At 69.4% G+C, this 19,502-nt stretch carries 21 protein-coding genes and 1 tRNA gene; 17 read left to right on the plus strand and 5 right to left on the minus strand.

Annotated features, from left to right (window positions below):
• The first annotated feature begins 5 nt into the window (after positions 1 to 5).
• From fliF to V6S85_RS21695, 14 genes are read left to right on the plus strand one after another with little or no spacing between them, the layout of a single operon-like run.
• Positions 6 to 1,226 carry a flagellar basal-body MS-ring/collar protein FliF gene (gene fliF, locus V6S85_RS21630; RefSeq protein ID WP_334350196.1) on the plus strand — a complete coding sequence of 407 codons (1,221 nt, stop codon included), beginning with the start codon at positions 6 to 8 and terminating at the stop codon, positions 1,224 to 1,226.
• Complete coding sequence (locus V6S85_RS21635; protein WP_334350197.1) at positions 1,207 to 1,605, plus strand: hypothetical protein; 399 nt, start codon at positions 1,207 to 1,209, stop codon at positions 1,603 to 1,605. Before fliF ends, V6S85_RS21635 begins: the two co-directional genes overlap by 20 nt.
• Positions 1,602 to 2,300, plus strand: a complete 699-nt coding sequence (locus tag V6S85_RS21640; RefSeq protein WP_334350198.1) for a FliH/SctL family protein — start codon at positions 1,602 to 1,604, stop codon at positions 2,298 to 2,300. The genes V6S85_RS21635 and V6S85_RS21640 overlap by 4 nt, the downstream gene beginning before the upstream one ends.
• Entirely contained in the window at positions 2,297 to 3,610 is a 1,314-nt protein-coding gene (locus V6S85_RS21645) for a FliI/YscN family ATPase (RefSeq protein ID WP_334350199.1), read from the plus strand. The genes V6S85_RS21640 and V6S85_RS21645 overlap by 4 nt, the downstream gene beginning before the upstream one ends.
• Positions 3,610 to 4,059 (plus strand): hypothetical protein, encoded by a 450-nt coding sequence (locus V6S85_RS21650; RefSeq protein ID WP_334350200.1) that lies wholly within the window; start codon positions 3,610 to 3,612, stop codon positions 4,057 to 4,059. Before V6S85_RS21645 ends, V6S85_RS21650 begins: the two co-directional genes overlap by 1 nt.
• Positions 4,056 to 4,778: a hypothetical protein gene (locus tag V6S85_RS21655; RefSeq protein WP_334350201.1), complete on the plus strand. Its 723-nt coding sequence runs from the start codon at positions 4,056 to 4,058 to the stop codon at positions 4,776 to 4,778. Before V6S85_RS21650 ends, V6S85_RS21655 begins: the two co-directional genes overlap by 4 nt.
• Positions 4,759 to 5,154 (plus strand): flagellar hook assembly protein FlgD, encoded by a 396-nt coding sequence (locus tag V6S85_RS21660; protein ID WP_116567150.1) that lies wholly within the window; start codon positions 4,759 to 4,761, stop codon positions 5,152 to 5,154. Before V6S85_RS21655 ends, V6S85_RS21660 begins: the two co-directional genes overlap by 20 nt.
• A gap of 11 nt (positions 5,155 to 5,165) precedes the next feature.
• Positions 5,166 to 6,356 carry a flagellar hook protein FlgE gene (locus V6S85_RS21665; protein WP_116567148.1) on the plus strand — a complete coding sequence of 397 codons (1,191 nt, stop codon included), beginning with the start codon at positions 5,166 to 5,168 and terminating at the stop codon, positions 6,354 to 6,356.
• Positions 6,353 to 7,135 (plus strand): FliM/FliN family flagellar motor C-terminal domain-containing protein, encoded by a 783-nt coding sequence (locus V6S85_RS21670; protein ID WP_334350202.1) that lies wholly within the window; start codon positions 6,353 to 6,355, stop codon positions 7,133 to 7,135. The genes V6S85_RS21665 and V6S85_RS21670 overlap by 4 nt, the downstream gene beginning before the upstream one ends.
• A gap of 3 nt (positions 7,136 to 7,138) precedes the next feature.
• Positions 7,139 to 7,444, plus strand: coding sequence for a FliM/FliN family flagellar motor switch protein (locus tag V6S85_RS21675; protein ID WP_116567144.1), 306 nt, complete (start codon positions 7,139 to 7,141; stop codon positions 7,442 to 7,444).
• Positions 7,441 to 7,848, plus strand: coding sequence for a flagellar biosynthetic protein FliO (locus tag V6S85_RS21680; RefSeq protein ID WP_334350203.1), 408 nt, complete (start codon positions 7,441 to 7,443; stop codon positions 7,846 to 7,848). Before V6S85_RS21675 ends, V6S85_RS21680 begins: the two co-directional genes overlap by 4 nt.
• Positions 7,845 to 8,642 carry a flagellar type III secretion system pore protein FliP gene (gene fliP / locus V6S85_RS21685; protein WP_334350204.1) on the plus strand — a complete coding sequence of 266 codons (798 nt, stop codon included), beginning with the start codon at positions 7,845 to 7,847 and terminating at the stop codon, positions 8,640 to 8,642. The genes V6S85_RS21680 and fliP overlap by 4 nt, the downstream gene beginning before the upstream one ends.
• A 43-nt stretch (positions 8,643 to 8,685) precedes the next feature.
• Positions 8,686 to 9,417, plus strand: coding sequence for a sigma-70 family RNA polymerase sigma factor (locus tag V6S85_RS21690; RefSeq protein WP_207780737.1), 732 nt, complete (start codon positions 8,686 to 8,688; stop codon positions 9,415 to 9,417).
• A gap of 8 nt (positions 9,418 to 9,425) precedes the next feature.
• Positions 9,426 to 9,980, plus strand: a complete 555-nt coding sequence (locus V6S85_RS21695; protein ID WP_334350205.1) for a tetratricopeptide repeat protein — start codon at positions 9,426 to 9,428, stop codon at positions 9,978 to 9,980.
• Positions 9,981 to 10,149: 169 nt separating this feature from the next.
• Here the strand turns inward: V6S85_RS21695 and V6S85_RS21700 are convergent.
• Together V6S85_RS21700 and cpdR are read right to left on the minus strand one after the other, a co-directional pair.
• A tRNA-Val gene (locus V6S85_RS21700) sits at positions 10,150 to 10,224 on the minus strand.
• A 132-nt stretch (positions 10,225 to 10,356) separates the two neighbouring features.
• Complete coding sequence (cpdR, locus tag V6S85_RS21705) at positions 10,357 to 10,713, minus strand: cell cycle two-component system response regulator CpdR (protein WP_116488438.1); 357 nt, start codon at positions 10,711 to 10,713, stop codon at positions 10,357 to 10,359.
• Between the two features lie 152 nt (positions 10,714 to 10,865).
• On the opposite strand from cpdR, the gene V6S85_RS21710 reads away from it, so the two are divergent.
• The 3 genes from V6S85_RS21710 to V6S85_RS21720 all read left to right on the plus strand — a co-directional run bounded on the left by V6S85_RS21710 (position 10,866) and on the right by V6S85_RS21720 (position 14,350).
• Entirely contained in the window at positions 10,866 to 11,801 is a 936-nt protein-coding gene (locus V6S85_RS21710; protein WP_334350206.1) for an N-formylglutamate amidohydrolase, read from the plus strand.
• A 523-nt stretch (positions 11,802 to 12,324) separates the two neighbouring features.
• Positions 12,325 to 14,160: a translational GTPase TypA gene (gene typA / locus V6S85_RS21715; protein WP_116488436.1), complete on the plus strand. Its 1,836-nt coding sequence runs from the start codon at positions 12,325 to 12,327 to the stop codon at positions 14,158 to 14,160.
• 64 nt (positions 14,161 to 14,224) lie between these two features.
• Complete coding sequence (locus V6S85_RS21720) at positions 14,225 to 14,350, plus strand: hypothetical protein (protein WP_334350263.1); 126 nt, start codon at positions 14,225 to 14,227, stop codon at positions 14,348 to 14,350.
• A 79-nt stretch (positions 14,351 to 14,429) separates the two neighbouring features.
• Here the strand turns inward: V6S85_RS21720 and V6S85_RS21725 are convergent, their stop codons facing one another.
• The 3 genes from V6S85_RS21725 to V6S85_RS21735 all read right to left on the minus strand — a co-directional run bounded on the left by V6S85_RS21725 (position 14,430) and on the right by V6S85_RS21735 (position 19,387).
• Positions 14,430 to 17,417 (minus strand): TonB-dependent receptor plug domain-containing protein, encoded by a 2,988-nt coding sequence (locus V6S85_RS21725; protein WP_334350207.1) that lies wholly within the window; start codon positions 17,415 to 17,417, stop codon positions 14,430 to 14,432.
• Between the two features lie 408 nt (positions 17,418 to 17,825).
• Positions 17,826 to 19,136, minus strand: a complete 1,311-nt coding sequence (locus V6S85_RS21730) for a PQQ-dependent sugar dehydrogenase (RefSeq protein WP_334350209.1) — start codon at positions 19,134 to 19,136, stop codon at positions 17,826 to 17,828.
• Positions 19,136 to 19,387, minus strand: coding sequence for a GlsB/YeaQ/YmgE family stress response membrane protein (locus tag V6S85_RS21735; protein ID WP_101717094.1), 252 nt, complete (start codon positions 19,385 to 19,387; stop codon positions 19,136 to 19,138). The genes V6S85_RS21730 and V6S85_RS21735 overlap by 1 nt, the downstream gene beginning before the upstream one ends.
• Positions 19,388 to 19,502 lie beyond the last annotated feature (115 nt).

The raw sequence follows: 19,502 nt of genomic DNA on the forward strand, positions 1-19,502 counted from the left end.
CTAGCATGACGCCGCTCGAACAGTTCCGCACCGCTTCCCCGTCCCGCCAGATCGCCATCGTCGCGACCGGCGTCGTGGTGCTGTGCGCCATCTTCTTCGCCGTCTACTGGCTGGCGCTCCGCAAGCCCTATGGCGTGCTGTTCACCAACCTACGCGACATGGACGCCGCCACCATCGTCGGCGAGCTCGACAAGAAGAAGGTCCCCTACAAGCTGGCCGATCACGGGGCCACGATCCTGGTGCCGCAGGACCAGGTCGACGGCGTGCGCCTGGACGTGATGAGCCAGGACCTGCCGCTGAAGGGCATGGTCGGCTTCGAGCTGTTCAACAAGTCCGACATGGGGCTGACCGAGTTCGCCCAGAAGATCAATTACCAGCGGGCTTTGCAGGGCGAACTGGCCCGCACGATCATGACCCTGGAAGGGATCGAGACCGCGCGCGTCCACCTGTCGCTGGCCGAGCAGACGATCTTCCGCGGCGACCGCCAGCCGGCCAAGGCCTCGGTGACCCTGGCCCCGAGGACCGGCCAGGTCCTGTCGCCGGCCACGGTGCGCGGCGTCCAGCGCCTGGTCGCCGCCGCCGTCTCCGATCTCAAGGCCGCCGACGTCGTCGTTCTGGACGGCGAGGGCCAGATCGTCAGCCCCGAACCCTCCGCCCGCCTCGACGCCGGATCGACGGGCCCGGAGGCCGACCTCACGGCCCGCGTGCGGGGCGCCCTGTCGAACCTGCTGCCCGACGGCCGCTTCCAGGTGCTGGTCCTGGCCGGCAGGACCATTGTTCCAGACGCCCAGACCGTGCCCGGAGCACGCTCCGGAATCCGCGTCGACGTCACGCTGGAAGCCCCGGCCAGCCCCGAGCTCCAGCAACGCGCCAAGGCCCTGGCCGAGGCGGCGATCGGCGCCGATCCGGCGGCGGGCGACCTGGTGACCGTCACGACCTCGGACCAGCCGCTGGCGCCGGTCGCGGCCGAACCGACGACGCCGGCCATCGCCCCCGCCATCCCCGCGCCGGCGCCGGCTCCCGCGCCGCCGCGGTCGGAGACGCCGTTCGGCGGCGTCGCGCCGGTCTATGCCGGCGTGCTGCTGGTCGCCCTGCTGGCCGTGGCCTTCCTGCTGCAGGCCCGTCGCCCCGGCCGCCGCCTGAACGCGCGCGAAAAGGAAGCCTACGCCCGTCGCCTCAAGGCCCTGCTGGACGAAAGGGACGCCGTTGCCAGCCCCCGTGTCTGACCGCGCCTTGCGCAAGCTGGTGGCCGAGCTGGCCCAGGCCGCGCCCGAGGACGTGCTGGGCGTGCTGGACCAGCTGCCGCCGGCCCATCGCGACGAAGTCAGCGCCCTGCTCGCAGCCTATGACGGCGCCCCCGTGCAGGCCGTCCGTCCGCAGGTCGTCGAGCCGGCCGCATCCGCGGGCCTGTCGCCCTGGCTGGCGGCGCGGGCCAGGAGCGTCGGCGGCGACCTCGCCTTTTCCATGACCCCCACCGCGACGGCGGCCCTGCGCGAGTGCGTTCCGACGCCCGGCGTCCAGCCCCTCGCGCGCGCGTCCGCGCCGACGCCCGCCCGCGCCAACGGTGTCGACACCCTGCTGGCTCGCCTTCGGGGGCGGCGATGAGCATCATCAAGTCCTCGCAATCCGAGCAGGTCGCGCGGGCTGTCCGCCCGCTGTCCGCGCCCCGGCCGGCGACGCCGGTCGATCCCCGGCTGGCGAGCCTGTCCGAGGCGGCCGACCAGGCCCGCGCCGAGACGGCCGCTCTCGCCGCCGAGCTGGCCGATCGCGACGCCCGGATCTCGAACCTGGAAAAGGCGCTGGCCGAAGCGGTCGAGCAGGCCCGCGCCGAGGGCCGCCAGGCGGGACTGCGGGAGGCCGAGGACGACGCCGCCGGCCGGCTGGCCCGACTGGACAAATCCCTCGAGGCCGCCCTGAACCGCTTCGCCGTCGAGACCGACGACATGGAGCGCCTGGCCCTGACCCTCGCCGCCGAGGGCCTGCGCAGGATGATCGGCGACCCCGAGGTCCATCGCGACCTGCTGGAGCGGACGATCCGCCACCATGTCGATGCGATCGTCGGCGGAACGGTGATCGAGGTGGCGGTTTCCCGCGACGACTTCGCCGACCCCGAGGCGCTCGCGCGTCTGGCCGCCGGCGTCGACCGCTCGGAACTGAGGCTGGTCGCCTCTCCCGACCTGGCCTCGGGCGACTGCCAGCTGCGCCTCAAGCTCGGGGCCCTGGAGATCGGCGTCGCGCGCCAGTGGGAGCGCCTGGACGCCCTGTTCGCCGATCTGGGCGCGCGGAGCGCCGCCGAATGATGCAGCACGCCTTCCTCGATGCGGTTCGGGCGGTCGACCTGGTGACCCGCACCGGGCGCGTGCGCCGTATTCGCTCCACCTATATCGAGGCGGACGGGCCCAACCTGCCGATGGGCGGGCTGTGCGAGATCGAGACCACGGCCAAAGGCCGCGCCAGCCTGGCCGAGGTGGTCGGCGTCAACGAGGACAGCATCGTCCTGGCCCCCTTCGACGGGGCCGCGGCCACCTTTTCGGGCGCACGGGTGACGGCCCTGGCCCAGTCCGACGGCGCGCCGGTGGGCGACGCGTTCCTCGGCCGGGCGGTCGACGCGCTGGCCCGCCCCATCGACGGCGGCTCGCCCGTGGTCGCCACCGCGCGCGGCTCCCTCGACGGCGAGGTCGCCGCGCCGATGCAGCGGACCTCGCCCAAGCGGGTGTTCGAAACCGGCGTGCGCGCCATCGACGGCCTCCTGACCCTGGCCCGGGGCCAGCGGGTCGGCATCTTCGCCGCCGCTGGCGTCGGCAAGACCACCCTGATGACCCAGATCGCGCGACAGGTCGGCGTCGATCGCTGCGTCATCTGCCTGGTCGGCGAGCGCGGCCGCGAGGTCGAGGCGTTCTGGCGCGGCCTGCCCGCCCAGGCCAGGGCGCGCTCGACCCTGGTGGCCGCGACCTCGGATCAAAGCGCCGCCATGCGGGCCCGCGCCGGCCGCTATGCCCTGGCCCTGGCCGAGCACTGGCGCGCCCAGGGACACGACGTCCTGCTGTTCATCGACTCGGCGACGCGCCTGGCCATGGCGCTGCGCGAGATCGGGCTGGCCGCGGGCGAACCGCCGACCATCCGCGCCTATACGCCCAGCGTGTTCGCCGCCCTTCCCAGGATCGTAGAGCGCTGCGGCGCCGTGGCCGGCGGCGGCTCGATCACCGCGATCATGACGGTGCTCAGCGAGACCAACGACATCGACGACCCGATCGCCGAGATGATGAAGTCGCTGCTCGACGGCCACATCCTGCTGTCGCGCGACCTGGCCGAACAGGGCCGCTATCCCGCGATCGACGTGCCGCGCAGCATCAGCCGCCTGGCCGGCGCCGTGGCCGAGCCCGCCGCCCGCGCCGCGGCGATGAAGGCCGTCGAGGCGCTCAGCACCTACGAGTCCTCGCGCACCCTGATCGAGACCGGCATGTATGTCCGCGGAGCCAACGCCGACATCGACCGGGCGCTCGAACTGCGACCGGCCCTGCTCGACTATCTGCGGCAGGCCGAGGACGAGCGCACGCCCTATCCGGTCGCCTGCGAACGGCTGGCCTCCCTGATCGGCGCGAGGACCTGATGGCCCGTAGCGATCACCTCGAACGCCTCCGCCAGATCAACCGCGTGCGCGCCCTGCAGAGCCAGGTCGCGCAGGCCGCCGCCGCCCGCGCCGCCGCCGACCTGGAGGAGGCCCGCGTCCGCCGCGACCGCGGCGACGAGCGCCTGGCCCAGAACCACGAACGTTGGGCCGCCGCCCTGGCCGAGCCGTCGATGGCGCTCGAAGTCGTCAGCGCCTGGAGCGTCTCCATCGACGCCGCGCGCGCCGAACTGGGCGTCCTGGAGACGCGACTTGCCGACGTCGGCGACCTGGCCGACGGCCGGGCGAAGGCCCTGCGCCTGGCCCAGGCGCGGGAACGCCAGGCCGAGCAGGTCGAACGCTCGGCCGCGCGCCGGGCCCGGCGCGCCCGCGAGGAGGCCCAACTGGCCGAGGTCGCCGACCGGACGGCGCAGAAGGCCGTGGGCCGATGAAGGTCGCCGCCGTCCCCCCTCCGCCGCCGCCGCCGCCCAGGCTCCCGGCCACGCCGCGCGCCGACATGCCCACGGGCGCGTTCGAGGCCCTGTTGCGCGGCGACGACCAACCCCGCGGCTTCGCCGACCTGGGCATGTTCGGTCGCCGTCCAGAGGTCGAGGCGCCCCCCGGGGCGGCGCCCAGCGTCGAAGCCCCGGCCGATCCGGTCGCCCCCGCCAGCGAGGTCGAGGCCATCCTCGCCGCGGCGACCCCGCCGATAGCGCAGGCCGGCCCCGTGCAGCCGGTCGCCCGCCTGGCCCAAGGCCTGGCCGGGATCGTTATGGCCGAAGCCGGGCAGCCCCCCCTCGCGCCGACGCGGGGACCGATCATGCTGACCGTGCATGCCGACGGCCCGGCCGAGGTCTTCACCCAGCAGCCGGCCGCCCTCGACGAAAGCGCCGAAGCCGTCCAGGCGTCGACCGAGCCCCCCACGCCCGAGACCCGGCAAACGACCGGGTCCGGCCTCAGCCTGATCGTCGCCGGCCAGGCGGACGGGCTGCGCGTGGCCATCGGCGGCCTGTCCCTGCCGCCGTCGGCGCAGGACCGCCTGCGACGCAGGATCATCGAACTGGCCAGCGAACTGGGCCTTGCCCTGTCGGAGATCTCGCTGAACGGCGAGGCCCTGACCTCCTCCTTTCCCCTGACCCTTGGAGACGTTGATGGCGACCGAGGCCGTTAGTTCCGTGAACTCGTCGGCCGCCTACGGCCTCGATTTCCAGTCCCTGCTGAAGATCATCCTGACCCAGCTGACCTACCAGGACCCCCTGAAGCCGGTGGACAACTTCCAGTTCGTCTCCCAGCTGGCGCAGTTTTCGCAGCTCCAGCAGAGCCAGACGCTCAACGACCAGATCACCAGCCTGCTGTCGGCCCAGGCGGCCAACCAGGCGGTCAGCCTGCTGGGCCGCACGGTCGACGTCCTCAACGGCGTGTCGACCCAGTCTGGCGTCGTCCAGTCGGTCGCGTTCAGCAGCGGCCAGCCCATGGCGACGATCAAGACCGCCGAAGGCGTGATCGTCTCCAACATCTCGATCGCCGACATCACCCAGGTCCGTTAGGAGCCCGACCAATGCTTGGATCCATCTACGTCGGACTGAGCGGCATGAACGCCTTCTCCAGAGGCCTTCAGACCATCAGCAACAACGTCGCCAACATGAACACGCTCGGCTTCAAGACCACCCGGGCCAGCTTCACCGACTCGTTCAATAGCGGCGGCGGCTGGCTGGGCTCGGCCAGCGGCCTGGCCTACGGGCAAGGCGGCACGGGCGTCCGCGTCGGCGCGCCCCAGATCGACTTCAAGCAGGGCGAACTGCGCGCCTCGACCGGCCAGCTCGACCTGGCGATCGACGGCGGCGGCTTCCTGATGCTGCTCGAAGGATCGCAGACCTACTACACGCGCACCGGCCGGTTCGTGGTCGGCGACACCGGCTACATCACCCTATCCGACAGCGAGCGCCGGCTGGCCGTGATCGGCGCCGACGGCAAGCCCGCCGCGCTCGACATCGACGGCGACCGCGTCGACCCGCCGGCCGCGTCCACCAGGATCGTCTTCTCCGGCAACATCTCCTCGACCGCGACCGAGGCCAGCGTTTCCAGCATCAACGTCTACGACTCCACCGGCGCCAAGCAGGTGTGGCAGGTCAAGCTGACGCCCGTGACCTCCGCCACGGGCCAATGGACGGCGACGGTGACGAACCAGGCCGGCAAGACGATGGGCACCTCCACGATCAAGTTCATCGGCGGCGTCATCGACTCGACCAGCGCCACCATGACGATCACCGACGCGCCGACGGGGGCCGATCCCCTTTCGGTCGTGCTCGATTTCTCCAAGGGCGTTACGTCCTATTCCTCCGGCACGGTCTCCTCGCTGCGGGTGGACTCGGTGGACGGCTCGGCCGCCGGGGCCTTGAGCGAGGTCGGCGTGGACGCCGACGGCAAGATCAAGCTGACCTACGACAACGGCGAGACCAAGCTGCTGGGCGCGGTCGCCATGGTCGACTTCCGTGATCCCGACAAGCTCAAGCAGATCGGCGACGGCCTGTTCGAATACGCCGGCTCCAACGCGCCCTATGTGACCAGCAGCGGCGCCGCCGGCGTCGGCAAGCTGGTGTCCAAACAGCTGGAAGCCTCCAACGTCGACCTGTCGGCCGAGTTCGGCGAGCTGATCCTGATCCAGCGCGGCTTCCAGGCGGCCTCGCAGGTGGTCAGCATCTCCAACGACATGATCCAGCAGCTGTTCGGCGTCCGGGGCCAGGGGTGAGTTCCAAGCCCCGCCCCTGGGCGCCTCCGGGCGCCGCGTCGGATCCGCGTATCGTCACCCGGACGCGCGAGGCCGTCGACGCCTGGGCGGCGCGCTGGCTTGGCCGGCGCCGCCTGGTCGCTTCCGGCTGGCGGACCGCGGCCGTCTCCGACCGCGCCGCGCCGCAGGACGGCGACTGGCGCGCCTCCCGCGGCGTCGTCGCCGTCCACTGCCCCGCACGCGGCAAGACCCGCCTGCTGGAATGGGCCCTGGACGTCAGCTTCGAGCGCGACCCGCCGAACGACGCCGACCTCAAGGTCCTCGACGCCTTCCTCGGCAAGGCGCTGGACGACCTGGCGGCCGCGCTTGACGACATGCTGGGCGCCGCCGGCAAGGCCGCCGACGACGGGGGCGCCGACGACGGGGGCGAACGGCAGAGCCTCGACCTGGCCGACGCCAACGGCGTGAAACTGCTGTCGTTGACGGCGCCGCTTTGGGCCTTCGTGGCGCTGCGCAAGGCCCTGGCCGGCGCCCCCGCCCCGCGACGCGCGCCCCTGGTCCCGATCCTGACCGCAGCGGCCGACGCCGAGATCAGGCTGGACGTGGTGCTGGGCCGGGCCCGCGCCGGGCTGGCCGACGTGCGCAATCTGGCGGCCGGAGACGTCCTCGTCCTGGCCACGCCGCTGGCCGGCGAAATCCTGCTGGCCGCCCCCAGCGGCGCCGTCGCCGCGACCCGGCTCGTCGAGCACGAAGGTCGACGCGCCCTCACCCTGCAGTCCATCGTAAAAGAGCGTGTTTGAGTCATGACAACCCGATCCAAGCCCGCGGATGCGCAAACGGAACCGGGGACCGACGGACCGCCCCTCGCGGGACTGGACGCGGCCATCTTCAAGGACGTCCAGGTCGACCTGGAAGCCAAGCTCGGCCAGGTCACCCTGTCGATCGCCACCCTGATGGGCCTGCGGCCCGGCGCGGTGCTCGAACTGGACGCCAAGCTCAACGACCTCGTCGAGCTGCGGCTCAACCAGGCCGTCGTCGCGCGCGGTGAGATCGTCGCCGTCGACGATCATTTCGGCGTCCGCATCACCGAGATCGCGAAGGCCACATGAGGCTGGGGCGATACCTGTCGCTCGGCTCGACGACGGCGCTCCTGTGGGCCGCCGGCGGCCCGGCGATCGCCCAGAAGCTCGGCCAGGCGACCAGCACCGGCGAGGTGTCGATCTGGCGGGTGCTGGGCGCCCTGGTCCTGTGCCTGACCCTGGCCGTGGCCGGAGCCTACGCCCTGCGTCATCGCCTTCGGGGATCGGGCGCGCCGTCGCTGGCCAAGGCCTTCTCGTCGGCCGACCGCCGCCTGAAGCTGGTCGAGACCGTGCGCCTCAGCCACCAGACCGACATCTGCCTGATGCGCTGCGACGGCGCCGACTTCGTGGTCGCCGCGACGGCCCACGGCGTGGTCCTGCTGTCGAAGCCCCTCGACCATGGGGCCCCGCCCGAGCCGGAGGCGACGGCATGAACCGGCTGGCGTTCCTGCCCTGGATCCTGACGCTGGTCCTGACGCTCACCGCGAGCCTGGCGATCCCCGCCGGCGCGGCCTGGGCGCAATCGTCATCCGCGCCCGCCGCGGCGGTCGCGACACCGCGCGCCAAGACGGCCGGCCAGTCCGTCCAGCTCGACAAGGCCCGGACGTCGGAGGTCCTGCGCACCGCCCTGCTGCTGACCGTCGCGGCCCTGATCCCGGCGATCGTGATCTGCATGACCCCGTTCGTGCGGATCGTCGTCGTGCTGTCGATGATCCGCCACGCCTTCGGCATGCCCGAGACGCCGCCCAACCAGGTCCTGGTCAGCCTCGCCCTGTTCCTGACCGCGTTCACGATGATGCCGACCCTGACGACCGTGAACGACGTGGCGTTCAAGCCCTTCATGGACGGCTCGATCTCGGTCCAGCAGGCGATGGATCGCGGCGCCGAGCCCATGCGCCAGTTCATGCTGCGGCAGGTTCACGACCAGGACATCGCCGCGGTCTACCGGATGGCCAAGAAGCCCCTGCCGGAACGCGCCGCCGACGTCGGGCTGATGGAGTTGACCTCGGCGTTCATGCTCAACGAGCTCCGCGTCGCCTTCAAGATCGGCTTCGTCATCCTGCTGCCGTTCCTGCTGATCGACCTGGTGGTGTCCAGCATCCTGCTGGCCCTGGGCATGCTGATGGTGCCGCCCTCGACGCTGTCGCTCCCGATCAAGGTTCTGATGTTCGTGCTGATCGACGGCTGGTCGCTCGTGCTCGAGAACGTGGTCGGAAGCTTTCGGTGAGAAGCCTTCGGTGACCGGGGGGCCGCGAGCCCAACGCACGGACATGCCGTCCGAGGACGAGGAGGCGACGCTCTGGGCGGCGTTTCGCGGCACGGGATCGACCGCCGCGCGCGAGGCCCTGTTCACCGCCTACACGCCCTTCGCCCGCCGTCTGGCGCGCCGGCATGCGCTGGGCCGCGGGTCCGGGGACATCGAGTTCGGCGACCTGCTCCAACTGGCCTATGCAGGCCTGCTGGAGTCCATCGACCGCTTCGATCCCGAGCGGGGCGTTCCGTTCGCGGGATATGCCTCGCGCCGGGTGACCGGCAGCATCCGCGACGGCGTCGCCAAGATGAGCGAGCTGCGCGAACAGCTCTCGTTTCGCCATCGCGTGCGCTACGAGCGGGCGCGCTCGATGGTCAGCGCCGAGGTCGACGCCCTGAGCACGACCGAGGTGCTCGACGAGCTGATCGACGCGGCCCTTGGCCTGGCGCTGGGCTTCATGCTGGAAGGCACCTCGCTCTATGTCGCCGAGGAGGAGCCCGACCATGCCCCCAACGCCTATGACAGCCTGGTCTGGCGCGAGACCCAGCAGCGCGCCCGCGCCGAAATCTCGATGCTGCCCCCGCGCGAACAGTTCATCATCGCCCGGCACTATCTTGACGGCATGGCCTTCGAGCAGATCGCCGAGGCGCTGGGACTGAGCAAGGGTCGAATATCCCAGCTGCACCGGGCGGCGCTCCTGCTGCTCAGGAAGCGACTATTGAACTCCCAGGACTTCAGGCTCAGACGATAGGAAGCCCCATGACATCCGAGGCATGCCCTCCCGACCTGCTGAACGGCCTCCTGGAGGCGCTCGACGAAGACGACCAGCGCGGCCTTGAACGCCTGGACGCGCTGCTGCTCGACTACGGCGCCGACGCGCGGCTGCACTTCCTGCGCGGATCGATCCTGGCCGGGTTGAAGCGCTACGAGGCCGCGATCGCGGCCATCGGCAAGGCCGTGGAACTCGACCCCGACTTCGCGGCCGCCCGATTCCAGCTGGGCTTTCTGCACTACACGTCCGGAGACCCCCAGACGGCCGAGCAGGTCTGGCGTCCCCTGGCGGGCCTGCCCGAGACGGCGCCGCCGCGCCTGTTCGCCCAGGGCCTGGTCCAGCTGGCGCGCGACGAGATCGAGGCCGGCATCGCCACCCTCGAACAGGGCATGGCCCTCAATCACGAAAATCCGCCGATGAACGGCGACATGCGCCTGCTGATCAACACGATCCGCCAGCAACTGGCGAACGCCCAGGACGAGCCCCTGTCGTCGACCCAGCTCCTGCTCCAGCGCTTCGACGGCGCGGGGGTCAAGCACTAGCTACGGAGACGACGGCCGGCGCCTCGCCGGTCGTCCTTCCGGGCGCGCGAACACACGCCGGCAAACGCCCAAGGCGCGGCATTCGGGAAAATATCGGGAGAAACCCCAAGCGAGGCGCACGTCACGCCCGCGATGCAGGCGCAAACTTCCAAGCCAGAAGGGGAAGGAATGGTGGACGCGACAGGGATTGAACCTGTGACCCCTACGATGTCAACGTAGTGCTCTCCCGCTGAGCTACGCGTCCGCCGAAGCGATCCGAAGCGCCCTGGTGAAGGCGTCCCGGCCGGGAAGGTGTGGGGGTATAGCGGCGGCTTGGCCGGGGCGCAAGCCGCCTCGCAAACTTTTCCGAGAAGTTTTTCTCGAACCTGTGGAGCCCTTACGCCGCCATCATCTTTTCGACCTCGGAGACGAGGTCGCGCAGGTGGACGGGCTTGGACAGGACCTTGGCGCCGGCCGGCGCGCGGTCCTGGGCCGAAAGGGCGACGGCGGCGAAGCCGGTGATGAACATGATGCGCAGGGACGGGTCGCGGGCGGCGGCCTGGCGGGCGACCTCGATGCCGTCCATGCCGGGCATGACGATGTCGGTCAGCAGCAGGTCCCACGGATGCTCGAGGTGGCTGACGGCCTCTTCGCCGTCGGCGCAGGCGGTGACTTCGAAGCCGGCCCGTTCCAACGCCCGGGCGAGAAAGCCCCGCAGCGAGTCGTCGTCTTCGGCGAGGAGGATGCGGGCCATGTCGCTTACGTGTCCGTTGGAGCTCGTCTCTGGAAGGCCGAATCTTATGTCCAGGACGGTAAATCGCCGGTGAACCGGCGCGGACCGTCCACAGATACGACAGGGCGCGAGGCCATTTGACCGCAAGCCCGGCGCCCTCGACTATGTGACGCATGAACGCATGGGACCCGATCACGCCGACGACGGCCTCCGCCTCGAGCAGCGCCAGCGCCGCGCCCGGCCGCGAGCCGGCGTTCGAGGCCGTGCGGGCCGCGCCGGACGGCTCGCCGCCGCCGACCCCCCTGGTGTTCGCCTCGCCCCATTCGGGGGCGCTGTACCCGCCGGAGATGATGGCGGCCTCGCGCCTGCCCGAGGCGGTGCTGAAGGGCTCGGAGGACGCCTTCGTCGACCGGCTGATCGCCGGCGCCCCGATGCTGGGCGCGGCGACGATCCGTTCGCGCCTGGCCCGGTCCTACATCGACCTCAACCGCGATCCGTGGGAGCTGGATCCGGCGATGTTCGAGGACGACGCCCTGCCGGAGTTCGCCCGCGGCCGCACCGCCCGCGTCGCCGCCGGCCTGGGGGCCATCGCCCGCGTCGCCGACGGTCGGCCGATCTATGTGCGCAAGCTGACCTTCGAGGAGGCCAAGGCCCGGGTCGAGTACGGCCACCGCCCCTATCACGACATGCTCGACCGCCTGCTGGCCCAGGCCCGGGCCGCCCACGGCCTGGCCGTGCTGATCGACTGGCACTCGATGCCGGCGGCGGCCACGCGCGGCACGCGGGCCAGGGTCGGCGGCCCGTGCGACATCGTGCTGGGCGACCGCTTCGGCGCGGCCTGCGCGCCGGGCCTGACCAGGCTGGTCGAGGAAGCGCTGGAGGGCATGGGCTATCGCGTGGCCCGCAACAGCCCCTATGCCGGCGGCTACACCACCGAGCACTACGGCCGCCCCGCCCGCCGCACCCACGCGCTGCAGGTCGAGATCAACCGCGCCCTCTATATGAACGAGACGACCCGCGAGCCGACCGAGGGCCTCTCGACGCTGACCGCGCACGTGGAGCAGCTGACAGCCGTGCTGACGAAGGCGGACTGGGCGGCGCTGAAGTAGGGGAAAAGGCGGGCCGAGCGCCCCAATACGCCCGCAAACAGCCGCAAAGGCCTGCAAACTCGCGGCCGGCCGGGCTCGGGCCAAAAAAAAAGCCCGGCGGTAAGGCCGGGCTAGTTCATTAGGGAGGAAACGCCCAGGAAGGGCAGAGGCGGCAGCGCCGCCTCACCCCTTGCTTATAGGGTGCGCTGCGAAATCGAGCAAGCGGAAAGTTGGACAACGTTGTCGAATTTTCTGCGTCAACATGAAGCAACCCTTTGCACAGCAAGGATCGGAGAACGCCGATCTTCAAGCTTGACCATAAAATAGGCATTGCTGCGCCGCAGCATTAGTTGCCCAAGAAACGACAACCGTCAGAAACCACCTCAAACCCGGTAGGAATAAGGGTTTGCGAGATGACACCGGTAACCGCGACATAAGGCGCCTTACGCACGGGGTGGATAAACGCAGCGCAGTCGCGTAAAAGCCGCGCGCCTGACGCGCGCAGCGTCTCATCCGATTTTCTCCGAAAGCCCGCCGTCCTCCCATGTCCATGCGAAATATCGCCATCATCGCGCACGTCGATCATGGCAAGACCACCCTCGTCGACCAGCTGCTGGCCCAGTCGGGCGTGTTCCGCGCCAACGAGGCGACGACCGAACGCGCCATGGACTCCAACGACCAGGAGCGCGAACGCGGCATCACCATCCTGGCCAAGTGCACCAGCGTCCTGTGGAACGGTGAAGCGGGCGAAACCCGCATCAACATCATCGACACCCCCGGACACGCCGACTTCGGCGGCGAGGTGGAGCGGATCCTGGGCATGGTGGACGGCTGCGTCCTGCTGATCGACGCCGAGGAAGGCGTCATGCCGCAGACCAAGTTCGTGCTGACCAAGGCGCTGAAGATGGGCCTGCGCCCGATCCTCTGCATCAATAAGGTCGACCGCGCCCACGCCGATCCGGACCGCGTCCACAACGCCGCCTTCGACCTGTTCGCCGCCATCGGCGCCACGGACGAGCAGCTGGACTTCCCGCACATCTACGCTTCGGGCCGTTCGGGCTGGGCCACGCTGGACATGAACGTGCCCAGCGACAACCTCGCCCCGCTGTTCGACCTGATCGTCCGCCACGTGCCGGAACCCAAGCAGATCGCCAAGAAGGACGAGCCGTTCCAGATCCTGAACGTGCTGATCGAAAGCGACCCGTTCCTGGGCCGCCTGCTGACCGGCCGTATCGAGAGCGGCCGCGCCGTCCCCGGCATGGCCATCCACGCCCTGGACCGCAACGGCAAGGAAATCGAGCGCGGCCGCATCACCAAGGTGCTGGCCTTCCGCGGCCTGAAGCGCCAGCCGATCGACGAGGGCGCCGAAGCCGGCGACATCGTCGCCATCGCGGGCATGTCCAAGGCGACCGTGGCCGACACCCTGTGCGCCATGGAAGTGACCGAGGCCCTGCCGGCCCAGCCGATCGACCCGCCGACCATCTCGATGACCGTCTCGGTCAACGACAGCCCGCTGGCCGGCCGCGAAGGCGACAAGGTTCAGTCGCGCGTGATCCGCGACCGCCTGCTGAAGGAAGCCGAGAGCAACGTCGCCATCCGGGTGACCGAGAGCACCGAAGGCGACGCCTATGAAGTGTCGGGCCGCGGCGAACTGCAACTGGGCGTCCTGATCGAGAACATGCGCCGCGAAGGCTTCGAGGTCTCGATCTCGCGTCCGCGCGTCGTGTTCCAGGCCGATCCGGAGACCGGCAAGCGCCTGGAGCCGATGGAAGACGTCATGATCGACGTCGACGACGAGTTCTCGGGCATCGTCATCGAGAAGCTGTCGCTGCGTAAGGCCGAACTGCGCGACATGGGTCCGTCGGGCGCGGGCAAGACCCGCATCCAGCTGACCGCCCCGTCGCGCTCGCTGATCGGCTACCAGGGCGAGTTCCTGACCGACACGCGCGGTTCGGGCGTGCTGAACCGCGTGTTCAGCCACTACGAAGCCTACAAGGGCGCCATCGACCAGCAGCGCAAGGGCGTGCTGATCTCGAACTCTGACGGGGAAACCGCCGCCTACGCGCTGTGGAACCTGGAAGAGCGCGGCACGATGTTCGTCGGCGCCGGCGAGAAGACCTATCAGGGCATGATCATCGGCGAGAACAGCCGCCAGGATGACATGGACGTCAACCCGATGAAGGCCAAGCAGCTGACCAACGTCCGCGCCTCGGGCAAGGACGAGTCGATCCGCCTGACCCCGCCGCGCAAGATGACCCTCGAGCAGGCCATCGCCTACATCGAGGAAGACGAGCTGGTCGAAGTGACCCCGAAGAACATCCGCCTGCGCAAGCAGACGCTGAACCCCTCCTTCCGCAAGAAGCGCGTGAAGGAAGACTAGTTCTTCGCATCCTTCGGGATCTGAAACGGGCCGCCGACCTCCGGGTCGGCGGCCTTTTTCTTACCTGCCTCCCCCGCCTGCGGGGGAGGGGGACCGCGAAGCGGTGGAGGGGACGAGACTGGGCTCAGCGCTCCGTCACTCGCCCCCTCCGTCACGCTGCGTATCCGCAGCGCGCCACCTCCCCCGCTAAAGCGAGGGAGGAACTTGCAAAGAAAAGGCCGCCGCCCGCGAGGGCGACGGCCTTTCCGGCTTTCAGGCTTGGACGCCGCTTACCAGCTGCGCTCGATGCTGAGGAAGCCGCGGCGGCCCCGCAGCTCGTAGCCCCAGATCTCCGAGTTGCCGACGCGATAGCTGCTCGAGATCGAGGGCGGGGCCTCGTCGAACAGGTTCTGCACGCCGAAGGTCATGGTCGTCTTGTCGTCGATCACCTTGCGGGCCGAGACGTTGTGATAGGCCATGAACTCGGTGTGGTACTTCACGTGGACGTACTTGTAGTACGTCGAGCCGACCATGTAGTCGTAGCTGGTCGAGGTGGCGTACTTGGCGCTGCCTACGGTGTCGCCCAGCAGTTCGGCGTCCGAAGCCTTGCCCGTGATGGTCGACGACCAGGTGTAGGTCCACGGCCCCTTGCGGTACGACAGGCTGGCCTTACCCGAGAAGTCCGGGCCGTCGTAGATGTAGGTCGTGCCGTTGTAGTCGTCCTCCTCGGTCTCGCCGAACAGGTTCGAGGTGTCCTGCAGCTGCCAGCTGAACTGGCTGTTGAAATAGAGCTGCCCGCCGTTGTCGAAGTCGTGGCGGTAGTCGGTGGTCAGGTCGATCGCGCGGCTCTTCTGCGAGGCGACGTTGACGTAGTCGTTCTTGACCAGGGTCAGGAGGTGCGTGGTCGGATCCCGCGTCACCAGCTGGCAGAACGGGCTGGAGAGGCCCACCGACTCGTAGCAGCGCGAGGCGATCTTGGCCGCGCCGAACTGGGTGATCTCGTTGCTGATGTCGATGTCGGCGTAGTCGACCGCGACCTTCAGGTTGATGAAGCTCGGGGTGAACACCACGCCGATGGTCTTCGACTCCGAGGTCTCGGCCTTCAGGATGCCCTTGCCGCCGCCGGCCGTGACCAAGGTGGAGTAGCTGGCCTGGGTGGCCGACACGCCCTGGGCGGCGCAGTTGGTGACGATGGTCTGGCTGGCGCCGCTGCTGCCGTAGAGGATGCAGGGGTCGGCGACGCTGTAGCCGGTCTGGTCGGCGAGGTAGAGCTCGTACAGCGACGGGGCGCGGAACGAGGTGCCATCGCTCATGCGCAGGCGCCAGGTCGGGGTGATCTGCCAGTTCAGGCCGATCTTGTAGGTGTCGCTGTCGCCGTAGCTGTCGACCTCGGTGTGGCGGCCCGAGACCTGCAGGTCCAGGCTCTTGACCAGGAACAGGTCCTTCAGGACCGGCACGTCGATTTCGGCGAAGGCTTCGGTCGTGGTGTCCGTGCCGAAGGTGTGGCCGGCGCGGGTCAGGTTCCAGTTGTTGTTGGTCAGCGACGCCGTGCCCGGGCTGTCGTCGAAGTCGTCGTGGCGCCAGGTGAAGCCGAAAGCGGCCCCGACCTTGCCGGCCGGCAGGCTGAACAGCTCGCCCGAGAAGCTGGCCTCGACCAGCGACTGCTCGTAGGTGGTGTGGCCGACGTCCACGCCGAACAGGAAGGCCTTTTCGGCGTCGGTGAACTGGCCGGCCAGGACCCGCGAGCTGAACCACGGAATGCCGGTGGGCAGGGTCGAGCAATTCCCGCCCGAGATCGTCACCAGCGACTGGTTGCAGTACGAACCCGCCGACGTGGTGGCGGCGATGGCGTCGCTGTTGATCGAGCTGACCGAATAGGTCCCGTCCGACTTGCCGTACTGGCCGTAGACGTCCCAGTCCCAGCCGCTCAGGAAGCCCAGCCTGGAGCCTTCCAGGAACTTGAAGTCGCCGCGCAGGCCGCCCAGCCCGCGATAGTAGTCGACCTTCTGGATCGAGTCGTAGGCCACCGCGATGACCGGATAGGCCGTGCCGCCGGCCGCGCCGAAGATGTTGTTCGGATTGGTGGTGCTGACGGTCGGGAACAGCTGGCGCACGCCGTTCTGTTCGGAATTGCGGCGGTTGTAGAGCAGCTCGCCATAGGCCTCGACGCCGGCGCCCAGGTCATAGCCGCCGGTCACGTAGAAGCTGGCGCGCTCGACCGGGCTGATGACCGTGGCCCGCTGCCAGACCGACGAGTCGTAGTTGGCGACCCGGTAGGTCTCCGGATAGTTGGCGCGCGCCACGCGGGCCAGGTTGGCGAAGGCGGCGTTGCTGGCCACGAAGTTCGGCGCGGTGTTGCCGGTGTACGAGTAGCTCGTGCCCGGCTGCATGTACTGGAAGTAGCCGCCGTAGCCGCTGGTGTAGGCGACGTTGTTGATCTGGTTGAAGCACTTGTAGTCGCCGGTGGCCGGGTCGGTCAGGTCGACGCGGGCGCCCGTGGTGGTGCTGTAGTAGTTGTCGGCCGAGCAGGAGGTGTAGTCGCGGTCGCCGCGGCGCAGGGCGTTCTGCTTGTAGTAGCTGGCCGAGGCGCTGAGATAGCCGCGCTCGAAGGTCTTGCCCCACGAGGCTTCGGCCGAATACTCCTGGCCGCCGCCGCCCTTGGCGAAGGGCGCGTTGCCGTAGACCCGCACGCGGCCGCCGTCATAGTCGGTCTTGGTGATGTAGTTGACGACCCCGGCCACGGCGTCCGAGCCGTAGATCGACGAGGCGCCGTCCTTGAGGATCTCGACGCGGTCGATCATCGCGTTGGGGATGGTGTTGAGGTCGACCGGGCCGACCGTGCCGCGCACGCCCGACGGCGTCAGGCGACGGCCGTTCAGCAGCACCAGGGTGCGGTTGGCGCCCAGGCCGCGCAGCGAGATGGTGTTGACGCCCGGACCGCCGGTGACGTTGTAGCCCGTCAGTTCGTCGGCCACCTGGAACGAGCCGCTGGCCAGCGACGAGCTCTGGATGATCTCGGTGGTGTTGACCAGGCCCTCGAGCTCGCTCTGTTCCGAGGTGATCACCTGGATCGGCGAGGCGCTGTTGTAGGCGTTGCGCTTGATGCGCGAGCCGGTGACGACGATGGCCTCGACATCGACGGCGTCGTCGGCGTTCGAGGCCGCGGCCTTGTCGGACTTTGTCTGGGTCTGGGCTTGGGTCTGCGCCCACGCGCCGACGGGCGCCAGCCCCAGGCCGGCGATCACCGACGAGGCCAGCAGCAACTTGCGATCAAGCATCTAGAATATGCCCCCATGGATAGGTTTGCGTGGAAACTTCGCCCCTCGCGAAGCTCCTGCCCTGACGGGGTCTTTAGGACGCGGAAGCCGCCGAAGAAGCGCGAACACGCCTCGCCGATCGACTTTCCACCCAGTTTTCCCGTCAAAGCCGCCTTCGACAGCAATAGTTATCCGTCGAAGATCATGGGTCGGACATTAGTCCGTCACAGTTCGGTCGTTATCTCTCGACCGAAAGACATGTATTCTATTTAATAGTTTTATCAGTTCACTTTTGAAATACGCGGATATCGATGGTTATTATTTCCATCATTGAAGTTGTGAATGACAACGCCTCGCCCTTGAGGCTCGACCGGAGGCGCGAGCGAACGCCCGGCTTTTGGGCGCCGCTCGCGGTCCGGCTGAATCGGGTCAGCGCTTCGTCACCCGCCAGATGATGTTGCCGACGTCGTCGGCCACCAGCAGCGCGCCGCGCTTGTCGAACTCGACGCCCACCGGCCGACCCAGGGCCTCGCCCTCGGCGTTGAGGAACCCCGTCAGCACATCGCGCGGCGTCCCCGACGGCCTGCCGCCGGCGAAGGGCACGAAGATCACCTTGTAGCCGCTGTGGGGCTTGCGGTTCCACGAGCCGTGCTGGCCGATGAACGCCCCGCCCTTCAGCGGCCCAGGGAACGCCGACGCGGTGTCGAAGGTGAAGCCCAGCGAGGCGGTGTGCGGCCCCAGCGCGTAGTCGGGCTTGATGGCCCGGGCCACCAGGTCGGGGCGCGGCGGCTTCACCCGGTCGTCCACGTGCTGGCCGTAATAGCTGTAGGGCCAGCCGTAGAACCCGCCGTCCTTCACCGAGGTCATGTAGTCGGGCGCCAGGTCGCTGCCGATCTCGTCGCGCTCGTTGACCACGGTCCACAGCGCGCCGGAGGTCGGCTCCCAGCCCATGCCGTTGGGATTGCGCAGGCCGGTGGCGAACAGGCGCTTGGCGCCGGTCGCGACGTCGATCTCCCAGATCGCCGCCCTGCCCTCCTCCTCGGCCATGCCGTTCTCGGCGACATTGCTGTTGGAACCGACCGTCGCATAGAGGTGCTGGCCATCCGGACTGGCGATCAGGGCCTTGGTCCAGTGGTGGTTGCGCGGCCCGCCCGGCAGGTCGGTCACCCGACGGCGCGGCGCGGTGATGGCGGTCTGTCCCTCCTCGTACGGGAAGGCCAGCACCGCATCGGTGTCGGCCACGTAGAAGGTCTCGCCGACCAGGGCCATGCCGAACGGCGAGTTCAGGCCCGACAGGAAGGTCGAGCGCAGGTCGGCGACGCCGTCTCCGTCGGTGTCGCGCAGCAGGGTGATGCGGTTGGCGCTCTTGGTCACCGCCCCGGCCCGCTTCATGACCATGCCCTGGATCTTCGCCCGGATCCCCTTCTGGTCCTCGGGCTTGGGCGGAGCGTTGGTCTCGGCGACCAGCACGTCGCCATTGGGCAGGACGTGGATCCAGCGCGGATGGTCCAGCTTGTCGGCGAAGGCCTTCACCGCCAGCCCCTCGGCCGCCCTGGGCGCGCCGCCCGATGGCCAGCCCCTGGCCGGCGCGATGTTCACGGTCGGCAGCAGCGTCTTCTTCGGCGCCGGCAGCTGAGGATCAGGACCCGTGCCCGCGGCCACGTCGAGGTCGGCCCGCTCACCGCAGGCCGCCACGCCGAGGATCGCCGCTCCAGCGGCGACCAGCAGAAGCGTCCGCATCAGGCGCGTCGGCGGAACAGGCCCAGGAGGGCCAGCAGCACCACCGCGCCGACGGTCGAGACCACCAGGCTGCCGATCCAGCCGGTCGCGCCCAGGCCCAGCATGCTGGCCAGGAAGGCGCCGATCAGCGAACCGACGAGGCCCACGACCAGGTTGGTCAGCAGCCCATGGTCGCGCTTCATGATCTTCTCGGCCAGCCAGCCGGCGAAGATGCCGATGATGATCGCGCCGATGAAACCCACGCCGTTCATGCCGTAGTCCTCCTGTAGCCCTTGGCGTCAGGGAAATGCGCGGGGCGCGGCAGAGGTTGCCTGGGGCCTGGAACCTCTCCCTGTGGGGGAGGCGATCGCGAAGCGATCGGTGGGA

The organism is Caulobacter sp. CCNWLW153 (assembly GCF_036889365.1).
Lineage (GTDB): Bacteria > Pseudomonadota > Alphaproteobacteria > Caulobacterales > Caulobacteraceae > Caulobacter > Caulobacter radicis.